This window comes from Reyranella sp. GW821-FHT14A01 (assembly GCF_058803965.1).
This window is the reverse complement of sequence record NZ_JBXAPM010000014.1, coordinates 81,745-106,022: the sequence shown is the minus strand read 5'-3', so window position 1 is coordinate 106,022 and position 24,278 is coordinate 81,745. Positions and strand designations below refer to the sequence as shown.

Sequence of the window (24,278 nt, the reverse complement as noted above, 5' to 3'; positions counted from 1 at the left end):
GCGCAGTCATGGACAGTATTCCAATTCTGAAGATCGGATCGGCACTTCTGGTCACGATCCAGGTCGACATGCACGATCAGCTGGCCACACGCCTCCAGGAGGATCTCACCGAGAAGATCGTTGAGCATCGCGCCCGTGGCGTGCTGATCGATATCTCCGCGCTCGAGATCGTGGACAGCTTCATCGGCCGCATGCTGGCCAACATTGCCAACGTCTCTCGCCTGCTCGACGCCGACACCGTGGTCGTCGGCATGCGTCCGGAGGTGGCGATCACGCTCGTCGAGCTCGGTCTCGGCCTACCCGGGGTCAAGACCGCACTCAACGCCGAACGAGGGCTTGCGCTGATCGGCGGCGTTGCCGCCGAGGATGAAGCGGCAGACCATGCCGACGACGACTGACACCCTGCCCATCATCTCCGGCGACGATGTCGTGCGTGTCCGTCAGAAGGTTCGCGTTCGTGCGACCGAGGCGGGCCTGTCCCTGGTCGATCAGACCAAGCTGATCACCGCGGCCAGCGAACTGGCGCGCAACACGCTCGACTACGGCAAGGGCGGCCATGCGGACATCGAGACCTTCCTCAATGAACGACGCGGCGTAAAGGTGGTTTTTCGTGATCGCGGCCCCGGCATCCCCGACATCGAGCAGGCGCTGACCGACGGCTATACCTCTGGCAAAGGGCTCGGCCACGGGCTGGGCGGCGCCCGCCGGCTGGTCGACGATTTCGACATCCAGACCACGGTCGGTACCGGCACGACGGTGACCATCGCCCGGTGGAAGCGGTGAACCATCTGGTGCCAGTGCCCGACGCCAGCCATGCCAATTCGGCGCGCCGCGAGGTGGAGAGCATGGCCCGTACCTGCGGCTTCAGTGATGAGGATATCGGCCGTGCCGCCCTGGTCGGGCTCGAGCTGGCCACCAACCTTGCGCGGCATGGCGGCGGCGGTCAGATCCTGCTGCGCGAGGTCGAGGCGCCGCAGAGCAAAGGGCTGGAGATCATTTCAATCGACTGCGGCCCCGGCATGACAGATGTGACGCGCAGCCTCAGCGACGGCGTCTCGACCTACGGGTCCGCCGGCGTCGGCCTCGGCGCCATCCGCCGGCAGGCCGACGAATTCGACATCCACTCCCAAGTCGGTCCGGCGCCGGGCCACGGCACCGCGATCTTCGTGCGGCTCTGGCCGGGCCGCCGGCCTCCAGCCGAGAAACTGGCGCAAATCGGCTCCGTCTCTGTGCCAAAACCCGAGGAGCTGGTCTGCGGCGACGGGGTGGCGGTGGTCTGCGCGGGAACCGTGGTGTCGCTGCTGGTCGTCGACGGGCTCGGCCACGGCGTCGCAGCCCAGCAGGCCGCCAACGCGGCGTGCGATGTGTTTCTGAAGGGCTTCATCTCGTCGCCGATCGTAGCGGCGCAGAAAATCCATGCCGGTCTCCGCGCGACACGGGGAGCCGCTGTCGGCATCGCCAATGTCGATCTCGCTGCCGCATCGGTCATTTTCAGCGGCATCGGCAATATCGCAGGTCTCGCCGCAGCGGGCGGACAGGTCCGGCGTTTCGTCTCCATGAACGGCATCGCGGGGCACACCGCGAGGCAACTCAGGGAGTTCGTCTATCCGTGCGACGGTCCGGGACTGGTAGTGGTTTTGCACTCGGACGGCATCGGGACCAACTGGTCGCTCGATCGCTATCCCGGCTTGGTCGCCCGCCATCCGGCGCTGATAGCGGCGATCCTCTACCGCGACGGGACCCGCGGGCGCGACGACGCCACGGTGCTGGTGCTGGGGCGGGCGCCGTGAAAGAGGCCGTGCTCTTCAGCATGCGGCTCGACACGGAGCAGGACATCGTGCGGGCTCGCCAGCGCGCCCGCCACATTGCGCGCCTGATCGGATTCGATCGCCAGACCCAGACATCGATCGCCACCGCCGTTTCCGAGGTCGCGCGCAACACTGTCACCTATGGCGGCGGCGGCGGATTGTCCTTCGTCCTGATCGGTGAACCGCCTGCGCAGGCGCTCACCATGACGTTCCGCGACCAGGGTCCGGGTATTGCCGAACTGGAGAGCATCCTGGGCGGCACCTATGCCTCTCCGACCGGCATGGGTATCGGCTTGATCGGCACGCGCCGGCTGATGGACCAATTCGAAATCGACAGTAATTCCGCCGGCACCATGGTGCGCTTCGCCAAGTACCTGCCGCGCGGCGAAGGAGCCGACGGCATGTCGGTCGGCCGGGTTGCCGCCGACCTTGCGCGTTCCGACCCTGAAGTGCTGGTCGAGGAAGTGCTCGCCCAGAACCGCGACCTCCTCACCACCATGACGGACCTCGAGACCGCGCGAGCCGAACTCACGGAGCTCAACACCGAGCTGGAGAACACCAATCGCGGCGTCCTCGCACTCTATGCCGAACTGGAGCAGCGTGCCGACGAGCTGAAGCGGGCCAGCGAGGTCAAGAGCCAGTTCCTCTCGGCCGTCAGCCACGAACTGCGCACGCCGCTCAATTCCATCACCGCGCTGACGCGCATGCTGGCCGACCAGACTGACGGGCCGCTGAACGAGGAGCAGCAGCGCCAGCTATCTTATGTGCGACAGTCCGCCGAAACGCTGACGCGTCTCGTCAACGACCTGCTCGACCTTGCAAAGGTCGAGGCCGGTCGCATCGACCTGCATCCGGTGAAGATAGAGATCGGCGAGCTCCTGTCGGCGCTGCGCGGCATCATGAAGCCGCTGCAGGCGGGCATGGAAGTCGATCTCGTGTTCCGCGATCTCACCAACGGTCTCGTGCTCTACACCGACGAGGGTAAGCTGCAGCAGATCTTGCGCAATCTCGTCTCGAACGCGCTGAAATATACCGAACACGGCGAGATCAGCGTCACCGCTTCGACACCGGTACCGGGCCGGGTCGAATTCGTGGTACGCGATAGCGGCATCGGCATACCGCCCGAGGAGCGCGAGCGTATCTTCGACGAGTTCGTGCAGGTACGAAATCCCCTCCAGACCCGCACCAAGGGGTCGGGCCTCGGTCTGCCGCTCTCACGCAAGCTCGCAGGCGCCATGGGCGGCATCATCACCGTCGAGAGCGAAGCCGGCCAAGGCTCGACCTTCACCCTCGACATCCCCGTCGTGCTGCCCGGTGCATCGCTCGAAGCTGCTACGGTCGCCGAAGGCGCAGGCAAGGTCTTGATCGTCGAGGATGAGGAGAGCACGCGCTACGTTCTGACTCACATGCTGCGCAGCGAGGGGCCGTGGGCCCTGATCGAGGCGCCGGACGGTACCGAAGGGCTGCGCCTCGCCCAAGCCGAGATGCCGGACTTCATCCTGCTCGACCTGCATTTGCCAGGTCTCACGGGTTTCGAGGTCTTTCGCTCACTGAAGGGCGATCCCGCCACGGCGCACATCCCGGTCCTGATCCTGACCTCGTCGCTGCTTGGCCCTGAGCATCACGAGCGGCTGCGCGGCGCCGTGGGCATCCTTTCGAAGTCGAACCTGTCGCGCGCCATCCTCGCCGGCCATGTCGTGCAGGCCATGAAGAAAGGCGGCGAATCATGAAGCCGCTGATTCTAAACGTCGACGACAACGAATCCGGCCGCTACGTGAAGACGCGTGTTCTGCGCCAGGGCGGCTACGAGGTCATCGAGGCGCGGACCGGCATTGAGGCACTGGAGGTCTCTCGCCGCGAGCGTCCTGATCTCGTCCTGCTCGACGTCAAGCTGCCCGACATCAACGGCTTCGAAGTCTGTCGCCTCATTAAGAAACAGGACGTCCAGCTCCTAGTCTTGCAGATTTCGGCGTCCTTCGTCGCCCCTCAAGATCGCGCGGTCGGTCTGAATGCCGGCGCCGACGCCTATCTCAGCCAGCCGGTCGAGCCGGCCGAACTGCTCGCCACCATCCGGGCCCTGCTGCGCTTGAAGCGGGCCGAGCAGGCCGTCGAGCAGAGCAACGAACTCTATCGCGTAATCGTGCAGAGCGTGGTCGATCACGCCATCATCACCGTCGACCAGAACGGCGTGGTGCAGAGCTGGAGCGAAGGTGCACATCAGGTGCTCGGCTGGTCGGAAGTGGAAATGATCGGCCAGTCGGCAGACTGCATCTACACCGCCGAGGATGCCGTGGGCGACGTGCCCCATGCGGAGCGGCAACGCGCCGCGACGGAAGCCACCGTGACATCCAATCGGTGGCATCTTCGCAAGGATGGACGGCCGATCTGGGCGAGTTGCGTGATGGCGCCACTGCAAGCCCGCGGCACATCGGGCCAGGGCTTCATTCTGGTGCTGCGCGACCTCACCGTGGAGAAGACGCAGCAGGACGCGATGGAGCGAACCAACGCCTGGTTGGAACGCGAGGTCGCGGTTCGCACCGGTGCCCTCACCGAAGCCAACCGCCGGCTGCGCGCCGAGATCGAGGAGCGCCAGCAGGCCGAGGCCGCCCTGCGGCAGGTGCAGAAGATGGAAGCGATCGGACAGCTCACCGGCGGCATCGCGCACGACTTCAACAACATGCTGACCGTGGTGCTGGGCTCGACCGAGTCGTTGAAGAAGGCCCTACCCGCCACCGAGGTTGCACAACACCGGCGGGCGGACCTCGTCATGCAGGCCGCCACGCAGGCTGCGGCGCTCACCCATCGCCTGCTCGCGTTCGCGCGCCGCCAGCCCAGCGATCCCAAGCCGGCCAGCCTGAACGTCCTCGTCGGCGGCCTGATCGACATGCTCCATCGCACGATCGGCGAGAGCATAAAGCTCGAGATCGAACTGGAGGATGAGCTGCCGCTGGTGACGATCGATTCCAACCAGCTCGAGAACGCGCTCCTGAACCTGGCCGTCAATGCGCGCGACGCCATGCCGGGCGGCGGCAAGCTGATCATCCGTACACTGTCACGCGGCGACCGCGTGCTGCTCACCGTATCGGACACCGGCATCGGCATGTCGGAGGAAACGCAGCGCCGCGCCATGGAGCCGTTCTTCACGACCAAGCGGCATGGCGAAGGCACGGGCCTCGGCCTCGCCCAGGTGGCGGGCTTCATGGCGCAGTCCGAGGGATCGCTCGACCTGGTCTCCACCGAAGGCAAGGGCACGACCGTGCGCCTGTCCTTCCCGCGGCTGCCCGAGGGTACCGCCGTCGCGCGCGACACGGTGCCGGACGCGGGTCAGTTCGATGGCAAGGGACGCCAGGCGCTGGTCGTCGAGGACCAGCAGGGCGTGCGGGAGCACGTGGCCGAATCGCTGCGTCAGCTCGGCTTCGAGGTCGCGACGGCCGCAGATGCCATGGCGGCGCGTATCCATATCGATGCCGGCCATCCGGTCGACCTGCTCATGACCGACATCGGCCTGCCCGGCGGCACCGACGGTTGGCAGGTCGCCGACTACATGCGCAAGGCGCGTCCGGGCATCCGCATCGTGTTGATGACAGGCTATGCCCAGCCCAATACCGCGCCGTTGGGACCCGACACCGAACTCATCATGAAGCCCTTCGTGCGCAGCACCCTGGAGCTGCGGCTAACGCGCCTCTTCGGCCGCGAACGCGCCTGAAGCGCGCCCGTACTACTTCGGTGCGCTACTTCGGGCAGTCGCCCAGGCGCTTGCCGCTGAGTTCGCTCTTGCCCTTGACCGTCGTGCCCGACTTGTCCGCCGCCTCGAGCTGGCCCATACCCTGGTAGCTCGTCTGTGTGTAGCTGATCTCGGCCTTGGCGGTGACGCCCGGCATCTGGTCGCTTGGCGGGCAGGTCAGCGTCGCGGTGAACACGCCGGCTTTCTGGGCGCCGGGCTCGTACTTGCAGCCATGTTGCTTCATCTCGTCGGGCGTCGGAAACAACAGGTTTTCGAGCTTGGCCTCGTCGGCCTTGAGACAGACCTTCTTCGACGTGGGCGCCATCGGCTGCACCCCTTCCATCGTGGCCTTTTCCGTCGTCTCCCATTCGCCGGCCTGGATGGCGGTCTGCGCGCCGGCGGTGGCGGCGATCAGCGACGCGGCGACGAAGGCCGACAGTCCGAACAACTTCATGGAAACTCCTGCTTGCGCGTGAGCCGGGACCATAGCCGAAATCGCTGCGCGGCGTCGCCTACTTCGGCAGGCTCTCGATCCAGCGGCGCGCCGGCTCGCTCGCGGAGAACACCCGCATCGGGCGGTCGGCGGCGGCGAGGATGCCCAGCACGCGCGACACGAGCTCGGCCTTGTCCGGCGGCACAACGACGGCCATCGGCCCGGGCTTGCCATTCCCCGCAGCCTGCCACGCGCGGATCTGCACGCCGAGGGCCAGCATATCCTCCGATGTCATCCTGGTCTCGCCGCGACTGCCGTCGAACAGCTTGCGATAGGTGTGGGTACCCGCACCGTTCACCGCCGCTATGTAGCTCTCGGCCTCCTCGCGCGTGATATCGCCGTCGGCGATCGTGATCACGAGTCGCTCCTTGGAATCGACGGTCCAGTGCAGAGGCATGGCGCGCATTCTTGCCAGCCCTTCGGCAAAAACGCTACCGGATGCTGCGGATTTTTGTCATTCGAGGTCTTGCCATTTCGCGACAAGAGCCTCGACGACGGCATCGACTTCCGCTGCAAGGCCGCGCTCACCCTTGAAGGCCTCGGCGCGCGAGCCGGCCGGCAGAAGCGGCATGCGAACACTTCTCGGGTCGAGCGCCATCAGGCAGGAGGTCGCGAATTCATCGGCATCGGACCGATCGCAGACGGGCAACATCAGCACATCGACTGAAACGTCGAGCGATGGACCGGCCCATAGACGAAGGTTGAGGATCGCCAGCCGCGTCGCGCCAAGCCGCTGCAATTTCTCCAACTGCGCCGACAGCGTCCGGCCTTCCGCCTCCACGACCGGCGCTGCCACGAGGTCAAGCCGCTCGACCAGCCTCTGCGCCAGCGCCCGCACGATAACGCCGGGCGACTTGAGCGGCAGATGCACCGGCAGACGGCCGCCGCCGCCGCCCGCCACCGGAATCACGACGACGGCATTGCCGCCGAGACGGGAAGCGGCTTCCTGCCGGGTGAGTTCGTCGAGCCAGACGCCGCGCGGAGTGTTCATCGGCCACAGGCTAGCACGTGCTAGGGTGGCTTCAATGAATCCGCTATCGGTCCTGCAGCTTATGGGGCGACGCGCCACGACGCTGCTGCCCTTCTCCCTGCTGTTGGGACTGCTGTTCCAGGACCTCGCCGCCGCGGCGCGGCCGCTGCTGATGCCGCTGGTGATCGTCCTGCTGATGCTCGCACTGGCGCGCATGGACTGGGTTCGCCTCTCGGCATTGCTGCGCCGTCCGGGGCCTGCCCTCCTGCTGGCGATCCTCAACCTGATCGCGGTGCCCCTGGTCGTGTGGCCGATCTGGCAGGGGCTCGGCCTGTGGCCAAGTCTCGTGACCGCGCTCTGCCTCAGCGCCATGGCACCCGGCATCATCTCGGCTGCAACGACGGCGACCTTCCTGCGCCTCGACTCCTCGCTCGCCCTGCTGCTCTCGCTGTTCACGAATTTCCTCGTGCCCTTCACGCTGCCGCCGCTGGCGCTGTGGCTGCTGGGCTTCGATCTCAAGATCGGGTTGTTCGACCTTAGTCTGAGGCTGGCGATGATCGTGGCCATCGCGCTGGTCGGTGCGCTGATCATCCGCCGCTGGCTGGGTACGCGCATCGTCGAGGCTGGCACGACTCTTGATGGCGTGTCGGTGCTGGTGCTGATGGTCTTCGCCATCCCGTTGATGGACGGCGTCGTTGCCCGCGCCATGGCGGAACCGGTGAAGCTCGCGGGCTTCGTCGTGGGCTCATTCGGAGGGATGCTTCTGTGCAATCTGGTGATGGCGATCGCGACCTGGCCGTTCCTCGACCGGCGCAGCGCCCTCACCGTGGGCTACTGCTCCGGCGGGCGGCACAATGCCCTGCTGATGGCCGTCCTGCCGGCGACGGCCGATCCCGACATCTTCCTGTTCATCGCCGCGGTGCAGTTCCCGATCTACCTGATCCCGACCTTGCTGCAGCCGCTCTATCGCCGCTTGCTGGTCCGCTAGGGCCGTTGTAACGATCCGCCCAAGGGGACCAACAGGGGACTTATCCATGAAGCGCAGACTTCTTCTCGCCACGGTGGCGACGCTGCTCGCGACGCCCGCGTTCGCGCAGACCAAGTGGGACATGCCGACCGGCTATCCCGCGACCAACTACCATACCGAGAACATCCAGGCGTTTGCCGACGATGTGAAGAAGGCGACCGACGGCAAGCTCACCATCCAGGTCCATGCCAACGCCTCGCTGTTCAAGGTGCCGGAGATCAAGCGCGCCGTTCAGTCGGGCCAGGCCCAGATGGGCGAGCTCCTGATGTCGAACCTCGAGAATGAGAACGCGCTGTTCGGCGCCGACGTCGTGCCGTTCCTCGCCTCCTCGTACCCCGAGGCGATGAAGCTGTGGAAGGCGCAGAAGCCGTTCATCGAGAAGAAGCTCGACGCGCAGGGCATGATGCTGCTGTTCGCCGTGCCGTGGCCGCCGCAGGGCCTCTACACCAAGAAGGACGTGAACTCGGCGGCCGATCTCAAGGGCCTGAAGTTCCGTGCCTACAATGTCGGCACGACGCGGCTGGCCGAACTGGCCGGCATGGTGCCGGTCACCATCCAGGCCGCCGACCTGCCGCAGGCGCTGGCGACCGGCGTCGCCAACTCGTTCATCTCCTCGGGTGCGACCGGCTACGACAGCAAGGTCTGGGAGTCGCTCGACCACTTCTACGACACCAAGGCCTGGCTGCCGAAGAACATGATCTTCGTGAACAAGGAAGCCTTCGGGAAGCTCGACAAGGCCCAGCAGGACGCGCTGCTCAAGGCGGCGGCCGAGGCCGAGGTGCGCGGCTGGAAGCTCTGCGAGGAGAAGACCAACTGGTACACCGACCAGCTCAAGGCCAAGGGCATGAAGACGCTGGAGCCGTCGCCGCAGCTGATGAGCGACCTCAAGAAGTTCGGCGAGCAGCTCACCAAGGACTGGCTGGTCAAGGCCGGCGCCGAGGGCCAGCAGCTGGTCGACGCCTACAAGAAGCAGTGATCGATCCTTGCGCCGCTTTCTCGACGCCCTCTACTGGATCTGCGGCGCTCTCGCCGGGCTGATGCTGATCGCCATCTGCGTCGTCATGATGCTGATGTCGGTCGGCCGCGAGTTCGGCATCAACCTCAAGGGCGGTGACGAGATCTCAGGATGGCTGTGCGCCGCCCTGTGCTTCCTGGGCCTGGCGCACACTTTCAAGCAGGGTGACCTGATCCGCGTCACCCTCATGGTCGACCGCTTCGAGGGCAGCCGGCGCCGTATTGTCGAGCTGGTCGCCCTCTTCACGGGCGGCGCGTTCCTCGCGCTGTTCGCCTGGTTCCTCTCGAAGATGGTCTACGATTCCTGGCGCTTCAACGAGTTCGCCCAGGGCGTCATCGCCATCCCGATCTGGATCCCGCAATCGGCGCTGGCCGTCGGCGTGGTCCTGCTGCTGGTCGCCTTCGTCGACGAGTTCGTGCGCGTCCTCATGGGCAACAAGCCCTGCTACATGCGCGATCCGCCCAAGACGGCGGACGAGATCATCGAACGCGCGGCCGAGAGCGGAGTCTGACGATGGACCTGCTGGAGATGGGCCTGCTGCTGCTGGGCGTGCTCGCCCTGCTGCTGGGTGCCGGCGTCTGGATCGCCATGTCGCTGATGGCCTGCGGCTGGGTCTCCCTGCTGCTGGCCGGCAAGATGACGGCGGGCCAGATCCTCGCCACCACGACCTGGGGCGGCGCCAATTCCTGGACCCTGGCCGCCCTGCCGCTGTTCATCTGGATGGGCGAGATCCTGTTCCGGACGAAGCTTTCGGAGGAGATGTTCCGCGGCCTCGCGCCCTGGGTCGGCTGGCTGCCGGGCCGGTTGATGCATGTGAACGTGCTGGGCTGCGGCATCTTCGGCTCGGTCTCGGGCTCGTCGGCCGCGACCTGCGCCACCATCGCCAAGATCGCGCTGCCCGAGCTGAAGCGGCGCGGCTACGACGAGGAGATGAGCCTCGGCTCGCTGGCCGGCGCCGGCACGCTCGGCATTCTGATCCCGCCCTCGATCACCATGGTGGTCTATGCGGTGGCCGCCGAAGTCTCGATCATCCAGGTCTTCCTGGCGGGCTTCATCCCCGGGCTGATCGTGATGGCGCTCTACTCGGGCTACATCATCGTCTGGTCGCTCCGGAACCCCGACAAGACGCCGCCCGACGACCTGAAGCACCTCACATTCGCTGAGAGGCTGAAGGAATCCGCGAACCTCATTCCCTGCACGCTGCTGATCCTGCTGGTCTTCGCCTCGCTGATCTTCGGCTGGGCGACGGCAACGGAATGCGCGGCGTGGGGCGTGATGGGCTCGCTCGCCATCTCGCTCTGGTCGCGCATGCTCACCTGGAAGTCGTTCTGGGACAGCGTCATGGGCACGGTGCGCCTCACCTGCATGATCATGCTGATCCTGGCGGGCGCGTCGTTCATGGCCGTGGCCATGGGCTATACCGGCGTGCCGCTGGCGCTGGCGGCCTGGGTGAACAGCCTGGGCCTCAGCCCCTTCATGCTGATCGCGGTGCTCACCGTGATGTACATCGTGCTGGGCACGGCGCTCGACGGCATCTCGATGATCCTGCTCACGACGTCGATCGTGCTGCCGATGATCAAGGCCGCGGGCTTCGACCTGGTCTGGTTCGGCATCTTCATGGTGCTGGTGATCGAGATGGCCGAGGTCTCGCCGCCGGTCGGCTTCAATCTGTTTGTGCTCCAAGCCATGAGCGGCAAGGACAGCATGTACGTTGCCAAGGCCTCCCTGCCCTTCTTCTTCCTGCTGGTCGCGGCCGTCGCCATCATCACGGTCTGGCCGTGGTCGGTCATGGTCCTGCCGAAGCTCGCCTTCCCAGGCTGACGTAGAAGTCTTTCAGAAGATCGAGCACGTCGAGCACGGGAAGGCCCAATGCCTTCTCGAGCGCCGGCTTGTACGGCGGCAGGTTGGTGCATTCGAGCACGACCGTATCGACCTCCGGATACCGCGCAACGAGATCGCCCCCCGCTGCCACGACCTCACGCTCGACCGCCTCGCGATCGAGCGTCAGTCCGTTGCGCAGGAAAGTGCCAGCAAAGGAGCTGTCCTCGGGCAACCCGACCACCGGCGTATCCGCCGGCGCGCCGACCGCCGCGAGATGCGCCGGTGTCAGGTTCTTGGCCGACGCCGTGATCACGCCGGCCTTGCGGCCTTTCAACTCCTTGATGTGCAGCAGCGCCGAGGTCGCCACCGGCACCGGCGACACGGCAGCAAGATCGTCCTGGTAGAGAGCCAGGAACCCGCAACTCGTGCCGATCCCGACCGCGCCTTCCGCCGCCAGCGCTTCGGCATTCGCCTTTAGCGCCGCCAGCACGCGTGGCCGGTCCGGGTGAGCCGCCACCGCGTCTGCCGACCCGATCCCCTCCATCTTCCGGAAGATGACCGGAAAGTCGTACGACGCCGCGTTCCCGACATCCCCGACGATCCGCGGAAACCGCGTGTCGAGCATGAGGATACCAAGGGGGCGATCAGACATTGCGCCTCGCAATCTCGCGGCCGGCGACGTAACCGAAGGTGAGGCAGGGACCGATCGTCGTGCCGGCGCCGACCGACTTGGTGCCGATCGGACTGGCCATCGCGATGCCCGCGCAATAGAGCCCGCCGATCACGCTGCGATCGGGCCGGAGCACGCGGCAGTGCCGGTCGGTGCGCGGCCCGCCCTTGGTGCCGAGGCTCACATAGAGGAAAGGTGCTGCGTAGAAAGGCCCCTGCTCCACCGTGCCGAGGGCGCGATCCTTGGTGTAGAAGCGCTCCCAAAATGTCTCGCCGCGATGGAAGTCGCGATCGACGCCCTCCTTCGACCAGCCGTTGAAGCGGTCAACCGTGGCGCGCAGCGCCGCGGGATCGAGGCCGATCTGGCCGGCCAGCGCCTCGATCGTGTCAGCCTCGCGGATGAACCCCTTCTCCTTCGAGCCGAAATGCATGGAGAGCGTCATCGCCTTCGCATAACGCGCGTCGAAGATGCGCCAGGCCGGCAGATGCAAATGGCTTCCATCGGATGCCCGCTCGTCGACTGCGACGCCGAGCGCGGGACTGCCTTCACTGACGAAGCGCTTGGCCTCACGGTTCACCAGGATGACGTGCGGCGCATAGGTCTCGAGCAGCGGCTGGGCATGGCGGCGGCCTTCGTACCGGGTGAACGTCGCCGGCGAGATCAGCGCCTGGTCCATATGCGCAAGCTCGGCGCCGACTTCGGCCGCCATCACCTGGCCGTCGCCGGTGTTGGTGTCGGGCGCGCCGGTGAGGTCGATGCCGGGGAAATACTTCTCCATGAGGTCGCGGTTCCAGTCGAAGCCGCCGGTCGCCAGCACGACACCGCGCGCCGCGCGGATTGTCTGCCGCTTGCCGCCGACCGTCGCCTCGACGCCTGCCACCGTATCGCCGTCCATCACCAGCCGGTGGACCGGCGCTTCGAGTTCGACGCGGCAGCCCTTGTCGAGACAGCCGCGCACCAGCCCGACGACCAGTGCGTTGCCCGCACCGACCCGCGCCGTCAGCAGGCGCCAGAGCAGTGTCGGCGCCATGCCCAGTGCACCGCGCACCGGGTTCTTGAGCACGCCGTCGACCAGCTCGCGATAGGTGAAGAGCTGCGTCTTCACCGAAGCCCGCACGCGGTTCCACCAGCGGCCCAGCAAGAACTTGCTGATGGGCGTGGTCGAGACCATGCGGCCGAACGGCTTGCCGCCGGGCAGATCGGCATAGGGATCGGGATGGTTGACCAGCTCGAAGCGCAGCGGCGTCTCGTCTTCCAGGAAGCGCAGCATCGGCGCCGATTGCTCGGCCAGCACCTGCCACAGCTCCTCCTCGGTCTCCTCCCAGCCGGGCGGCGCCGCGCCCTTGATGTAGCGCAGCGTCTCCTCGGGCGAATCCTCGATGCCCGCCGCCTTCATGTGATGGTTGCCCGGCACCCAGGTCCCCGCGCCCGACATCGCCGTGGTGCCGCCGAGCCAGCGCGACTTCTCCAGCACGATCACGCGGGCGCCACCGTGCGCTGCCGCAAGTGCAGCCGACAGGCCGGCGGCACCGGAGCCCACCACGATGACGTCGTAATCCATGGATTCGCGCGCCCTACTTCGGCGGCTCGGGCCACTTCTTCTGCGTCCCGCGCACGGACTCGAACCAGCGCGACAGGCGCATCACGCCGGAATCGTCGAAGCGGTGGCCGGCGATCTGCAGGCCGATCGGCTTGCCTTCCTTCGTGTAGGCACAGTTGATCGAGACGGCCGGCTGCTCGCTCATGTTGTAGGGCATGGTGAAGGAGATGTGCTCCAGTGGCCGGTTCACGTCGTTGGTCGGCGTCTCCCAGTCGGCGCGATAGGTCGGCACCGGCGACACCGGCGACAGCACGAAGTCGAAGGACTGGGTGGCGCGCGTCGTGGCGGCGCGGATGGCCATGTAGTTGTTCACGCCGCGGATCACCTGGGCACCCGACACGTCGGCGCCGCCGCGGCACCAGTCGGCGATGAAGGGCAGCACCTTGGCCTGCTTCGCATGGCTGAGCGCGGAGAAATCGACCCAGCTGCGGACGCGCCAGAACAGGTCCTGCAGGTGCAGCATCTCCGGCGACAGGAACGGCGCCACCGGCTCGATCTGCGCGCCCGCGTCGGCGAACAATTTTGCGGCCGCCTCGATGGCTTCCTTCACCTCATGGTCGACCGGGAGGCCGGAGCCGGCGTCGAGATGCAGGCCGATCTTCAATCCCTTGGGCGACAACGGCGCGGCGTTCCAGTCGATGTCGGCCGGCGGCAGGTTCATGTGATCGCGCGCATCGGGCTTCGACAGTTCGGCCATCAGCAGGGCGGAGTCCGCGACGCTGCGCGTCATCGGCCCGATGGCGCGGCCGAAGAACGGCGGATCGACCGGCACGCGGCCGAGGCTGGGCTTCAGGGTGAAGATGCCGTTCCAGCTCGCCGGCAGGCGGACCGAGCCGCCGATGTCTGTGCCGAGATGCAGCGGGCCGTAGCCGGCCGCCGCCGCGGCACCCGCGCCGGCGCTGGACCCGCCCGGGTTCCAGGCGAGGTTCCACGGGTTGCGCGTCAGCGGATGGAAGGAGCTGCGGCCCGAGGAGAGCATGCCGTAGTCGGGCATCGTCGTCTTGGCGAGGATCACCGCGCCCGCTTCGCGCACGCGCGCCGAGGCCGGCGCATCGGCGGCGGCCGGGACGAGATCGGTCGCCGCCGTGCCGAGCGGCACCGGCACGCCCTTGGTGGCGATGTTCTCCTTGATCGTGATCGGCACGCCGTCGAGCGCGCCCTGCGGCGCCCCCTTCTGCCAGCGCGCCTCCGACGCCTTGGCGGCCTTGCGCGCGCCCTCGAAGTCGGGCGCGTAGAGCGCCTTCAGCTTCGGCTCCCAGGCCTCGATGCGGGCGATCACGGCGTCGGTCGCCTCGACGGGCGACAGCGACTTGGATTTGTAGGCGGCGAGCAGCTCGCCGGCGGTCATGTCATGGAGTGCGGTCATGCCGACAGGGTACACGATTTCCACTCGTCGCGAGCGGACCGGATAAGCGTTCAGTCCGCGTCAGGCCTCGTGCAAGGCAGTCCCTCGATGATCTTTTGCCAGCCGTCGAACACGCCACCGACGTCGCGGGCGTTGGTCCTGACGTTGCGGGCGGCGACGGGGGTGTAGCCGAACATGCGGCGGAAGGCGGTGCTGAAATGCGCCTGGCTGCTGAAGCAGTATTGGGCGGCGATCTCGACCATGCTGAGCCTTGCACCCTCATCGGAGATGAGTGCGTGCGCGGATTCGAGGCGACGCTGCTGGATGTAGGTGGCGATGCCGTTGGTGGCGCTGAACGAGCGATAGAGCGAGGCCCGGCTGACCCCGACGTCGCGGCAGATGGTGGCGACCGAGAGGCCGTGATCGGTCAGATGCTGCTCGATATAGGCCAGCACACGGCCGCCGACATCGCGGGCGAGGTTGCGGAAGGGAGCAGGATCCTCCTGCGGCAACGATTGCAGCGCCGCGGTGAGCACGCCGATGGTCGCCTGCTGAATCACCGGCAGGTCTCTCATCTCGAGATCGGGCAGGTGGCGAGCCAGCGCGAACATATGGTCGGCCAGCAGGCGTCCGGCGGCGCCCTCGATCAGGCGTCCATGCAGCGGCGGCGCGCCGGGCGCGAGTTCAGCGGCAAGTGGGCGCGGCACGACCAGCATGATGTTGTCCTGCTCGGTGCCCTCGACCCGCCACGGATGCGCGAAATCCATGACGCAGACCTGGCCGGCGGCGACCTGTACGTGGCCCGCCTCGACGTCGGCGGTCCAGCTGCCGCGCCGCAGCAGGATGAAGGAATAGGTGTCGCGCTTATCGGCGGCGATATGGACCGGGGTACGCTCGATCCTGAGGGCGGTCAGCCGCGTCGAGGTGACCATGAGTTCGCCGAGCAGCCAGGCCCGCGCATCGACCTGGAAATCGCCTTCCGAAATCTGCGTGCTCGTATAACCCGATGCGATCCGGGCGAAGGCGGCAAGCCGCATCCCGGACGGCAGACGGCTGCCGTCGAGATGCAGTGTGGGCACACGGGGCGCGTTACTGTCGGCTGCATCCGCCATCTCCCGACACATGCCATGCATGGAACCTATCGAGAAGATGGCGGGAGACGATTGAGACGCTGGTGTAAAATGGCCGTCGCTGCGAAATCCGTCACCAATCCGCGCCTTCGTTCGGGCCCGAAGCGCAGATAGACTGAAACGATGGTCTATATCGAGCTTCTGATCGCCATCGCTCTCATCTTCATCAATGGCGTCCTTGCCATGTCCGAACTGGCCGTCGTCTCGGCGCGCCGGGGCAAGCTGAAGGCGATGGCCGATGGCGGCTCGCGCGGCGCCGCCGTGGCGCTGCGACTGGCCGACGATCCCGGCCGTTTCCTCTCGACGGTTCAGATCGGCATCACCCTCGTCGGCATCCTGGCCGGCGCCTTCTCCGGCGCCACCCTGGGCGCGCGCCTCACGACCTTCCTGTCCGATACCGGCATGCCGCTGCGCTTCGCTGAGCCGCTCGCCTATGGCGGCGTCGTCGCGCTCATCACCTACCTGTCGCTGATCATCGGCGAGCTGGTGCCGAAGCAGATCGCGCTGCGCAACGCCGAAGCGGTCGCCGCGACGGTGGCGCCCGGCATGACCATGCTGGCGCGCATCTCCGCGCCGCTCGTGTGGCTGCTCGACATCTCGGGCAGGACCATCCTCGGCCTGCTGGGCGGCCGCCAGGGCGGCGAATCGGCAGTGACGGCCGAGGAGATCAAGGCGCTGATCGCCGACGGCGAATCCTCGGGTGCCATCGAGCCGCGCGAGCGCGGCATGATCAGCGCCGTCATGCGCCTCGGCGATCGCAGGGCGCGCGCCATCATGACCCCGCGACACGATCTCGACATGGTCGACCTGTCGCTCGAGCCGCAGGCCCTGCTGCAGGCGATCCAGTCCAGCGTCCATTCGCGATTGCCCGTCTGGGATGCGGCTGCGAACCACATCGCCGGCATCGTCCGCAAGAACGACCTCCTGGATGCCTTCATCCGCGACGGCACCGCCGATCCGCGCACCCATGTTAAACCCGCGCCCATCGTCCCCGATTCGATGGACGCGTTCGACGTGCTCGACACGCTGAAGAATTCCTCGGCGCACATGGTCCTGGTGCAAGACGAGTACGGCGAGTTGCTAGGTATCGTCACGACCGCCGACATCCTGGAAGCGATCGTGGGTGTCTTTGAGACCGACGAAGGCCCGGCCGAGCCCCATGCAAAAGAGCGCGAGGACGGTTCGTGGCTGGTGGCGGGCAGCATGCCGGCCGACGAACTCACTGAACTGCTGGGCATTACCGCGAAACGCACCGCCGACTTCCACACCGCCGCCGGCATGGTCCTGGCCGCCATGCGCCGCCTGCCCAAGGAAGGCGACACGGTCGACGTCGCCGGCTGGCGCTTCGAGGTCCTCGACATGGACGGCCGCCGCATCGACAAGCTTTTAGCAACGCGCGTGACGACGGTGCATCGGGCGGTGAATTCGTGACCGGAGCATGGCCCCCTCTATGGCCACCCGCATATTTGCGAAAGGTCAACTGAGACTGACGCTCTCTACGGGATTCGACCTGTGTTTTAGCCTTGAGAGGGCCACGTCCTAGGCCTCAAACAACAATGCGAATGTCTAGACACGTCGCATCAATCGTCGTTTGCTCGACGCACTGAATCTCACCGCAGACCGTCTCCCATGACCCTCTCAACTCTCAGCGTCTTAGTCGCCACCGCTTTCATCGCTATTCCCAACCTCGCCCGAGCCGCCGACTGCAACACGCGCGTCAGCCTGCCATGGGAGGCGGCCGGGCCGGGTTACTCCGGCGACGCCATCGTGCGCGGGGCAAATTGTGCCAACGCGGTCGTGCTGTTTGTGGCGCGCCGGCCGGGTGGGGAGCTGAGATTCGACGATGAGCCGGACAAGGTCGTGCCGGGGAATGCGCCGATCGCGATGGAGATCAACCCGGTGGCAGAGGTCCCGGCACTCGCCAAGGCGGGCGATGAGGCGGCGATGACGACGGCGCTGCCAGCCGGACTCAGCGCATGGCTGCGGGCACAGGCGATGCCGCAGAAGCCGGCCAATCGGGCGGCGCTGATCGCGGCGGGACCGACCAGGGGCGACTGCAGCGTCTCGGATACGTTGCCGTGGACGGCGGCGGGGCGCGGCTATCTCATCGACGTCTTCTCCGACGGCACAGACTGCTTCAACGCCGCGACCGCGTTGGTGATCCGTGCGCCGGACGGACGACCGCTCTACAGCGCCGCGACGCCGGGTTTCATCGTCGATATCTATCATGCCGATCTCAAGAGCCGGGCCGACATGAAGAAAGCCCTCGCCGGCATCGAGACGATGACGGAGGACACAACCGAAAAGTTGCCCGAATGGCCGGACGGCCAGGTTGAGCGCGAGATCACGCGCGGCGACTTCACGACGAGGGTAGCCGAGCCCTTCGACCGCACTTCCTGGAATGCGTTGCGCGAGGCAAAGCGGCCAATGCTGCCGGTCGATTATGGTATCGAGTCCGTCGCTTTCGTCGTTCTGATGCCGGATGGGCGCGTCGTCGAGGTCGGGCGCAGCCAGCAGAACTAGCAGCTTCCCTGCGACGCCCCCTTGAACGGTGAACGAATTCCCAATATCGTAAAGATACAACCATTGGGGGTCACATGGCCGGATCACCGTTTGTCCTGGGCAGAAGGCGTTTCGCCACGAACGCCGCTGCGGCCTCGGCTCTCCTCGCTGCCGGACCTGGCCGGGCACAATCGGCCGAGACCTATCCCAACAAGCCGATCCGGCTGGTCATTCCCTTCCCGCCCGGCGGCGCCACCGACATCGTGGGCCGGCTCGTGGCAAAGTATCTCGGCGAGGCCTTCAGGCAGCCGGTCGTGGTCGACAACAAGCCGGGCGCCGGCGCGGCCATCGGCGCCGAGATCGTCGCCAAGTCCGCGCCCGACGGCTACACGTTGTTCGTCGGCTCGCCCTCCTCGCTCACCATCAACCAGAGCCTGTACGACAACCTGCCCTACAAGCCCGGCACCGACTTCGTGCCCATCAGCGTCGTCGCCAACACGCCGGGCGTCCTCGCGGTTCATCCCAGCGTGCCGGCGAAGACCCTGCAGGAACTGATCGCGCTGGCCAAGTCCAAGCCGGGCAAGATGACCTACGCCTCGTCCGGCAACGGCAACTTCCAGCACCTCGTCGCCGAGTTGTTCAAGGGCAAGGTCGGCATCGACGTGGTGCACGTCCCCTACAAGGGCAGTGCGCCGGCGCTGGCCGACACCGTGTCGGGCCAGGTCGACATGATCATCGATGTGGTGCCCTCGGCCGCGCCGCTGGTGCAGAGCGGCAAGCTGCGCGCGCTGGCCGTCACCACGACGCAACGCTCGGAACTGCTGCCCGACGTGCCGACGCTCGACGAGCTGGGCATCACCGGCTTCGATTCGAGCTCTTGGTACGCGCTGGCGGCACCGACCGGTACGCCACCCGCCATCCTCGACAAGCTCGCCGCCGAAGTGGCGCGCATGGTCAAGACACCGGAAATGCGCGCGGAGCTCCTGAAGCTCGGGGCCGCACCGGTCGGCAGCTCGCCGGCCGAGGCCAAGGCCTTCATCGACGCCGAAGCCGCGCGCTGGGGTGGACTGATCCGCGCCAACGGCATCAAGCCGGACTGACTCCACAGAAGCCCAATGGCCCGCCCCTTCCCCAACTATGAGCCGGTCGGCGTCGTGCCGGCGGCACTGCTGCCGCTCACGCCGGATCTCGAGATCGACGAGCCGACCTTGCGCCGGCATATCGGCGATATCGCCGCGACCGAGGGCATCAGTTCGATCCTGGTGGGCGGCGTGGCGCAGGAAGGATATGCGCTCAGCGCCGGCGAGCACGCGCGCATCATCGACATCATGGCCTGCGAGGTCGGCGATCGCGTGCCGCTGATGCACGGGATCGTGGCCGAGAGCGGCGCCGATGCCGCCGTGAAGGCGCGCGAGGCCGATCGCGCCGGCGCTTCCTGCCTGCTGATCTTCCCGCCGGCCCAGTTCGCGCGCGGCTCGCAGGCCCGGCCCGAGATGGTGATCGCGCATTACCAGGCAATCGCCGACGCGACCGACCTGCCGCTGCTGGTCTTCCAGTACGAGATGAGCACCGGCCAGGGCCATTCGCTCGACACGCTGGTGAAGCTGGTCGAGACAGTGCCGTCGGTGCGGGCGATCAAGGACCGCTGCAACCATCCGGTGATGCACGAGCAGACCATCCGCACCATGCAGTCGATGAAGCGGCCCGTGCATGTGCTGACGACGCACAGCGCCTGGCTGCTGAGTTCGCTGGTGTTGGGTTGCAACGGCATGCTGTCGGGCGCCGGCAGCGTCTTCGCCGCCGATCACGTGGCCCTGTGGAACGCGGTGCAGCGGGGCGACCTCGCCACCGCGCGTGCCATCAGCAACCGGCTCTACGACCTCAACGCCTGTTTCTATCGCAGCCCGATCGTCGACATGTTCACGCGCATGAAGGAAGCGCTGGTCCTGCAGGGCCGCTTTCCCTCGGCGGCGGTGCGCCTGCCGTGGCTACCGGTCTCGCCGGCGGAACGCGACGCCCTTCGCTCGGCACTCGAAAAGGCCGGCCTGCTCGGCCGCAGCAACACCCAGTTTCAGGAGGAACCCGTTCGATGAGCAACACCGAGCCCGTGGTCGCCCGGCTTTCGGAAGCCAAGGAAGTGAGCTTCGGCCCGACCGCCTTCTACCGCCGGCTGGTGGCGGGCGGCGACGTGCCGCTGGTGACCGGCGTGCAGACCTGCCAGCCCGGTTATTCGACGGCGCTGCATTCGCATCCCTATGTCGAGGTGCTGTTCGTCCTCGAGGGCGAAAGCGTCGTCTGGCAGGAAGGCCGCGAGGACCAGGCACAGCATCTCAAGACCGGCGACATGGTGGCTCTGCCAGCGGGCATCCCGCACGCCTTCCGCAATCCCGGCCCCAATGTGCTCAACATGCTGGGCATCCACTGCTCGCCCGACCGGATCGTGAGCTACGCCAATGGCGGCAAGACGCAGGCCGACGGCTATGCGGTCTACGACGCCAAGGGCGAGGTCGTTTCCGGCAGATGAGCGGGCAGGGAATTCGCGAGCGCCCGGTGGCGCCGGCCGACGTGGCGACCAGTGGCGAACCGATCGTGTGGCGCGGCCTGACGGCCGAGCAGGTCCGCCAACAGTACGACATGCGGGTTGCGGTGCCCGATGGCGAAAAATTCACCCGGCGGCGCGTCGCACGCAGCGTGCCGATCCGCTCCACCCATCCCGGCGCCCGCGACCTGCGCTACGGCGCCGGGCCGCGGCAGACGCTCGATATCTATGACGCCTCCAGCGGGCGCGACGACGCAAGAGCCACTGGGCCGATCGTCATGTTCTTCCACGGCGGCGCGTGGCGCTACCAATCGAAGGAAGGCTTCGCCTTCCTCGCGCCGCCCCTCACCCGTGCCGGCGCGACCGTGGTGCTGCCGGGGTTCGACCTTCACCCCGACGTCACCGTGCCGCAGATGATGGAGCAGGCGCGCGAGGCCATCGCCTGGGTGGTTCGCACGCTCAATCCCGACGGCACGCGCCGGCTGGTCGTGTCCGGCCATTCCTCGGGCGCGCAACTCGCCGCGATGGCACTCGCCTGGAACTTCGAGGCGGTGGGCCTGCGCTATTCGCCGGTCGACAGCGCCCTGCTGATCAGCGGCTCCTACGACATGGAACCGCACCGCCATCATCCGCGCTATGCGGACCTGGGGCTCGACGAGGACATGGTCCTCGCCATCAGCCCAGCCAGCAATCCGCCGCTCGACAGCCTGATGCCGCTGGTGCTGGCGGTCGGCGCCGACGAGACGCCGGGCTACGTACGCCAGACGATGGCGTTCCGCGACAAGTGCGTGTCGCGCGGCCATCCCGTGCGGGTGCTGCAAAGCCCCGGCGACCATCACTATTCGGTGGTCGAGAAGCTCGCAGACCCCAACCACCCGATGACCCTCGCCCTGATCGATCTGGTGCACGAAAAGCCGTTCCGGGGGTAGCTACGCCGGCGCTTCGAGGCCGTGTACGAGCAGTTCCAGCGCCTGGTCGGCGATGCGCTTGTGATCGATGACGGAGCGGCCGCTTTCGGGGCTGTTGGCGATGCGCAAGTAGGCGAGGCCCAGCCATTGCGCGTAGATCGCGCCGGCCAGCGCCTTGAAATCGCGCTTCGGAATCTCGCCGGCGGCGGCAGCGTGCGCCAGGCACTGCTCGACGATCGACTGCGCCTCGGAGAACTTCTCGCCGATCAGGGCGCCGGCCTGCGCCGGCAGGCGCTCCTCGCGACCCGGCAGGTAGTACCAGGAGAAGCGCTGGAAATATTCCGCGTGGCTTTCGAGGAAGGTCGCGTAGGCGCGGGCCAGCCGCTTGAGGTTGGACCGCAGGTCGCGCGCCGGGTCGTAGGCTTCGCGGAAGGCGTCGACCAGGAGCTGCGCATCGGCCACGAGGATGGCGCAATAGATGTCGAGCTTGGACTCGAAGTAGCTGTAGACCGTGACCTTGGAGAGCTCGGCGGCCGCGGCGATCGCCTCGACGCTGACCTGGCTGTAAGGGCTGGCGAGGAACATCTCGCGGGCGATGGCGACGATCTCGGTCCGCCGTTTCTCCGCCCGGCGTTCCCGCCGGTCGAGGTCCACGCTGTCATTCATTGCGGCGTGATCCTAGACCACCCTCGCCTCGCGCGTCAGCCCTTGCCGAGGTCGCCGATCCGCTCCGCGATGATCTTGGTGAGATAGGGCGCCACGAACAGCACGGCGAGCAGGCGCACCGTCTGCATGGCCATCACGAAGGACACGTCGACGTCGGTCGACGCGGCGATGATGGCGATCGAGTCGGCGCCGCCGGGGCTGGTGGCGAGATAGGCGGTCAGCGGATCGATGCCGGCGGCGAACACCATGAAGGCCGCGACGCCGCCGCACAGCGCCAGCATGATGAAGATGCAGAGGAGAATGCCGGGAAGCTGCCGCAGCACATGGACCAGCAGCGCGCGCGTGAAGCGCAGGCCCACGTTCCAGCCGACCAGCGCGTAGCAGCCGGCCAAAAGCCATGTCGGCAATTCGAGCCGCAGCCAGCCCATATGCGTGAGCACGATGCCGCCGACCAGCGGCACCAGGAAGGCGCCGGCCGGAATGCGCAGGATGCGGGCGAGCCACGATCCCACCGCGGCCAGCGCCAGGGTCTCGACCAGCGGCAGCCAAGCGACTTCAGGGAACCAGACGATGGCGTCGGGCGCATGCTGGGGGGCTGCGCCAAAGAAGCGCGCCACCGCCGCCGCAACGGCGGCCACCATGACGACGCGCAGATACTGCATGAAGGCCACCGTGCGCATGTCGGCTCCGTAGGCCTCGGCCATATACGTCATCACCGAGGCGGCACCGGGACTCACGCCCCACAGCGCCGTCGTGCCGGGCAGCATCTTCCAGCGCGTCATCTGCCAGCCGACCCAGGTGCTGGCCGCGACCACCGAGACGACGCCCACCGTGAAAAGGACCCAGTGACTCAGGATGTCGCCCATGATCGAGAGCGGCACCATCTTGGCGATCATGCTGCCCACGATGCCCTGCGCCACGGCGAAGACCGGCACCGGATAGCTCACCTTGCCGCCCCACGAGGCGAAGACGATGCCCGAGATCAGCGGCCCCAGCATCAGCGCCGCCGGCGCGTGCAGCCACAGCATGAGCGCCGTCACCGGCACGGTGATGGCGATCAGCGCGGACCATGAAGTGACGTGCCCGCCGACGCCTTTCACGCGACGACCCGTGATTTGGACGAAAGCAAAAGGTCCTTCGCTGCGCTCAGGATGACAATGTTGCCTGCATCGACGCACTGCGCCCTTTCCAACAACGGTGTCATCCTGAGCGAAGCGAAAGACCCTTGATGCCGTATCAGGTTACGAACTCCTCGGCCTCGCCGTTCATGCCGCGGATCGTGGCCATCAGCTCGACCGCCGCCGTGGCGAGCCTTGCATCATCCGTGCCGCGCAGGACCAGCGAGACGCTGGGCTTGCCGTTGCGGAAAGCAGGGTACGAGCCGATGTCGAGATCCTCGTAGCGCTTCTGCAGCGCGCCCAGCGGCTCGGCGATGATGCCCTCGGGCAGGTTGGTGCGCACGGTGCGTGAGACGACCGGCACGCCGCCGACCAGCCGGTGCTTCATCGACTGGAACATCGCCTCGGCGACCTTGGGAATGCCGGCGAAGGTGAAGACGTTCTCCATCTGGAAACCGGGCGCCACCGAGACCGGATTGTCGACCAGCACGCCGCCATGCGGCACCCGCGCCATGCGCCGTCGCGCCGGCGTGAAGAGCGCGGGATCGCCGTAATGCTTCGTCATGCGCGCAACGGCTTCCGGATGCTCCGAGATGCCGACGCCGAAGGCCTTGGCGATGCAGTCGGCCGTGATGTCGTCATGGGTCGGACCGATGCCGCCGGTGGTGAACACATAGTCGAACTTGGCCCGCACCTCGTTCAGGGTCGCCACGACGGTCGCCTCGATGTCGGGAATGACCCGGGCTTCCATGACGCGCACGCCAAGTTTGCCGAGCTCGGTGGCAAGATACTGGATGTTGGAATCGCGGGTACGGCCGCTCAGAATCTCGTTGCCGATCACGAGGATGCATGCGGTGACGATTTTTGCCGGGTCTGACATGCAAGGCCTGCGTATTTATCGTTTGGTTTCAGGACCCTAGCGGACGCGAGCCGATGGGCCAA

The 24,278-nt window shown here is 66.8% G+C and carries 25 protein-coding genes; 15 read left to right on the top strand and 10 right to left on the bottom strand.

Going from position 1 to position 24,278, the window contains the following annotated elements:
* The first annotated feature begins 8 nt into the window (after window positions 1-8).
* Genes AC1ROX_RS24060 through AC1ROX_RS24040 form a run of 5 tightly spaced genes read left to right on the top strand, consistent with a single transcriptional unit; the run spans window position 9 to window position 5,514 of the window.
* Window positions 9-398 (top strand): STAS domain-containing protein, encoded by a 390-nt coding sequence (locus AC1ROX_RS24060; RefSeq protein ID WP_493129938.1) that lies wholly within the window; start codon window positions 9-11, stop codon window positions 396-398.
* A complete protein-coding gene (locus AC1ROX_RS24055; RefSeq protein WP_493129936.1) occupies window positions 382-783 on the top strand; it encodes an ATP-binding protein in 402 nt (133 codons plus the stop codon). The genes AC1ROX_RS24060 and AC1ROX_RS24055 overlap by 17 nt, the downstream gene beginning before the upstream one ends.
* Complete coding sequence (locus tag AC1ROX_RS24050; RefSeq protein ID WP_493129934.1) at window positions 780-1,790, top strand: anti-sigma regulatory factor; 1,011 nt, start codon at window positions 780-782, stop codon at window positions 1,788-1,790. Before AC1ROX_RS24055 ends, AC1ROX_RS24050 begins: the two co-directional genes overlap by 4 nt.
* Complete coding sequence (locus AC1ROX_RS24045) at window positions 1,787-3,538, top strand: ATP-binding protein (protein WP_493129932.1); 1,752 nt, start codon at window positions 1,787-1,789, stop codon at window positions 3,536-3,538. Before AC1ROX_RS24050 ends, AC1ROX_RS24045 begins: the two co-directional genes overlap by 4 nt.
* A complete protein-coding gene (locus AC1ROX_RS24040) occupies window positions 3,535-5,514 on the top strand; it encodes a response regulator (protein ID WP_493129930.1) in 1,980 nt (659 codons plus the stop codon). Before AC1ROX_RS24045 ends, AC1ROX_RS24040 begins: the two co-directional genes overlap by 4 nt.
* A gap of 25 nt (window positions 5,515-5,539) precedes the next feature.
* Here AC1ROX_RS24040 and AC1ROX_RS24035 read toward each other — a convergent pair whose 3' ends face one another.
* The 3 genes from AC1ROX_RS24035 to AC1ROX_RS24025 are packed head-to-tail and all read right to left on the bottom strand — an operon-like array spanning window position 5,540 to window position 7,016.
* Window positions 5,540-5,986 carry a DUF3617 domain-containing protein gene (locus AC1ROX_RS24035; protein WP_493129928.1) on the bottom strand — a complete coding sequence of 149 codons (447 nt, stop codon included), beginning with the start codon at window positions 5,984-5,986 and terminating at the stop codon, window positions 5,540-5,542.
* Window positions 5,987-6,044: 58 nt separating this feature from the next.
* The gene (locus tag AC1ROX_RS24030; protein WP_493129926.1) at window positions 6,045-6,431 is read right to left on the bottom strand and encodes a hypothetical protein; all 387 of its coding nucleotides are present in this window, start codon (window positions 6,429-6,431) and stop codon (window positions 6,045-6,047) included.
* 48 nt (window positions 6,432-6,479) lie between these two features.
* Window positions 6,480-7,016 carry a hypothetical protein gene (locus AC1ROX_RS24025; RefSeq protein ID WP_493129924.1) on the bottom strand — a complete coding sequence of 179 codons (537 nt, stop codon included), beginning with the start codon at window positions 7,014-7,016 and terminating at the stop codon, window positions 6,480-6,482.
* Between the two features lie 34 nt (window positions 7,017-7,050).
* On the opposite strand from AC1ROX_RS24025, the gene AC1ROX_RS24020 reads away from it, so the two are divergent.
* The 4 genes from AC1ROX_RS24020 to AC1ROX_RS24005 are packed head-to-tail and all read left to right on the top strand — an operon-like array spanning window position 7,051 to window position 10,858.
* Window positions 7,051-7,983 (top strand): hypothetical protein, encoded by a 933-nt coding sequence (locus AC1ROX_RS24020; RefSeq protein ID WP_493129922.1) that lies wholly within the window; start codon window positions 7,051-7,053, stop codon window positions 7,981-7,983.
* A gap of 46 nt (window positions 7,984-8,029) precedes the next feature.
* Entirely contained in the window at window positions 8,030-8,998 is a 969-nt protein-coding gene (locus AC1ROX_RS24015) for a TRAP transporter substrate-binding protein (RefSeq protein ID WP_493129920.1), read from the top strand.
* A 7-nt stretch (window positions 8,999-9,005) separates the two neighbouring features.
* Window positions 9,006-9,548 carry a TRAP transporter small permease gene (locus AC1ROX_RS24010; RefSeq protein WP_493129918.1) on the top strand — a complete coding sequence of 181 codons (543 nt, stop codon included), beginning with the start codon at window positions 9,006-9,008 and terminating at the stop codon, window positions 9,546-9,548.
* A 2-nt stretch (window positions 9,549-9,550) separates the two neighbouring features.
* Window positions 9,551-10,858, top strand: coding sequence for a TRAP transporter large permease (locus tag AC1ROX_RS24005; RefSeq protein ID WP_493129916.1), 1,308 nt, complete (start codon window positions 9,551-9,553; stop codon window positions 10,856-10,858).
* Here AC1ROX_RS24005 and AC1ROX_RS24000 read toward each other — a convergent pair.
* Genes AC1ROX_RS24000 through AC1ROX_RS23985 form a run of 4 tightly spaced genes read right to left on the bottom strand, consistent with a single transcriptional unit; the run spans window position 10,824 to window position 15,585 of the window.
* Window positions 10,824-11,510: an aspartate/glutamate racemase family protein gene (locus AC1ROX_RS24000; RefSeq protein ID WP_493129914.1), complete on the bottom strand. Its 687-nt coding sequence runs from the start codon at window positions 11,508-11,510 to the stop codon at window positions 10,824-10,826. The genes AC1ROX_RS24005 and AC1ROX_RS24000 overlap by 35 nt on opposite strands.
* Window positions 11,503-13,089 carry an FAD-dependent oxidoreductase gene (locus tag AC1ROX_RS23995; protein WP_493129912.1) on the bottom strand — a complete coding sequence of 529 codons (1,587 nt, stop codon included), beginning with the start codon at window positions 13,087-13,089 and terminating at the stop codon, window positions 11,503-11,505. The genes AC1ROX_RS24000 and AC1ROX_RS23995 overlap by 8 nt, the downstream gene beginning before the upstream one ends.
* A gap of 13 nt (window positions 13,090-13,102) precedes the next feature.
* The gene (locus AC1ROX_RS23990; protein WP_493129910.1) at window positions 13,103-14,494 is read right to left on the bottom strand and encodes an amidase; all 1,392 of its coding nucleotides are present in this window, start codon (window positions 14,492-14,494) and stop codon (window positions 13,103-13,105) included.
* 50 nt (window positions 14,495-14,544) lie between these two features.
* Window positions 14,545-15,585 carry a helix-turn-helix domain-containing protein gene (locus AC1ROX_RS23985; protein ID WP_493129908.1) on the bottom strand — a complete coding sequence of 347 codons (1,041 nt, stop codon included), beginning with the start codon at window positions 15,583-15,585 and terminating at the stop codon, window positions 14,545-14,547.
* A gap of 141 nt (window positions 15,586-15,726) precedes the next feature.
* Here AC1ROX_RS23985 and AC1ROX_RS23980 point away from each other — a divergent pair, with 141 nt between their 5' ends.
* The 6 genes from AC1ROX_RS23980 to AC1ROX_RS23955 all read left to right on the top strand — a co-directional run bounded on the left by AC1ROX_RS23980 (window position 15,727) and on the right by AC1ROX_RS23955 (window position 21,573).
* Entirely contained in the window at window positions 15,727-17,034 is a 1,308-nt protein-coding gene (locus tag AC1ROX_RS23980) for a hemolysin family protein (RefSeq protein ID WP_493129906.1), read from the top strand.
* Between the two features lie 198 nt (window positions 17,035-17,232).
* Complete coding sequence (locus AC1ROX_RS23975) at window positions 17,233-18,126, top strand: hypothetical protein (protein ID WP_493129904.1); 894 nt, start codon at window positions 17,233-17,235, stop codon at window positions 18,124-18,126.
* Between the two features lie 74 nt (window positions 18,127-18,200).
* Window positions 18,201-19,205 (top strand): Bug family tripartite tricarboxylate transporter substrate binding protein, encoded by a 1,005-nt coding sequence (locus AC1ROX_RS23970; RefSeq protein WP_493129902.1) that lies wholly within the window; start codon window positions 18,201-18,203, stop codon window positions 19,203-19,205.
* 15 nt (window positions 19,206-19,220) lie between these two features.
* Window positions 19,221-20,198: a dihydrodipicolinate synthase family protein gene (locus AC1ROX_RS23965; RefSeq protein WP_493129900.1), complete on the top strand. Its 978-nt coding sequence runs from the start codon at window positions 19,221-19,223 to the stop codon at window positions 20,196-20,198.
* Window positions 20,195-20,629 carry a cupin domain-containing protein gene (locus AC1ROX_RS23960; RefSeq protein ID WP_493129898.1) on the top strand — a complete coding sequence of 145 codons (435 nt, stop codon included), beginning with the start codon at window positions 20,195-20,197 and terminating at the stop codon, window positions 20,627-20,629. The genes AC1ROX_RS23965 and AC1ROX_RS23960 overlap by 4 nt, the downstream gene beginning before the upstream one ends.
* Window positions 20,626-21,573: an alpha/beta hydrolase gene (locus AC1ROX_RS23955; RefSeq protein WP_493129896.1), complete on the top strand. Its 948-nt coding sequence runs from the start codon at window positions 20,626-20,628 to the stop codon at window positions 21,571-21,573. Before AC1ROX_RS23960 ends, AC1ROX_RS23955 begins: the two co-directional genes overlap by 4 nt.
* Here the strand turns inward: AC1ROX_RS23955 and AC1ROX_RS23950 are convergent, their stop codons facing one another.
* The 3 genes from AC1ROX_RS23950 to AC1ROX_RS23940 all read right to left on the bottom strand — a co-directional run bounded on the left by AC1ROX_RS23950 (window position 21,574) and on the right by AC1ROX_RS23940 (window position 24,216).
* Window positions 21,574-22,218 (bottom strand): TetR/AcrR family transcriptional regulator, encoded by a 645-nt coding sequence (locus AC1ROX_RS23950; RefSeq protein ID WP_493129894.1) that lies wholly within the window; start codon window positions 22,216-22,218, stop codon window positions 21,574-21,576.
* A 35-nt stretch (window positions 22,219-22,253) separates the two neighbouring features.
* Window positions 22,254-23,318 carry an AbrB family transcriptional regulator gene (locus AC1ROX_RS23945; RefSeq protein WP_493129892.1) on the bottom strand — a complete coding sequence of 355 codons (1,065 nt, stop codon included), beginning with the start codon at window positions 23,316-23,318 and terminating at the stop codon, window positions 22,254-22,256.
* A gap of 136 nt (window positions 23,319-23,454) precedes the next feature.
* Window positions 23,455-24,216 carry a competence/damage-inducible protein A gene (locus AC1ROX_RS23940; RefSeq protein WP_493129890.1) on the bottom strand — a complete coding sequence of 254 codons (762 nt, stop codon included), beginning with the start codon at window positions 24,214-24,216 and terminating at the stop codon, window positions 23,455-23,457.
* Window positions 24,217-24,278 lie beyond the last annotated feature (62 nt).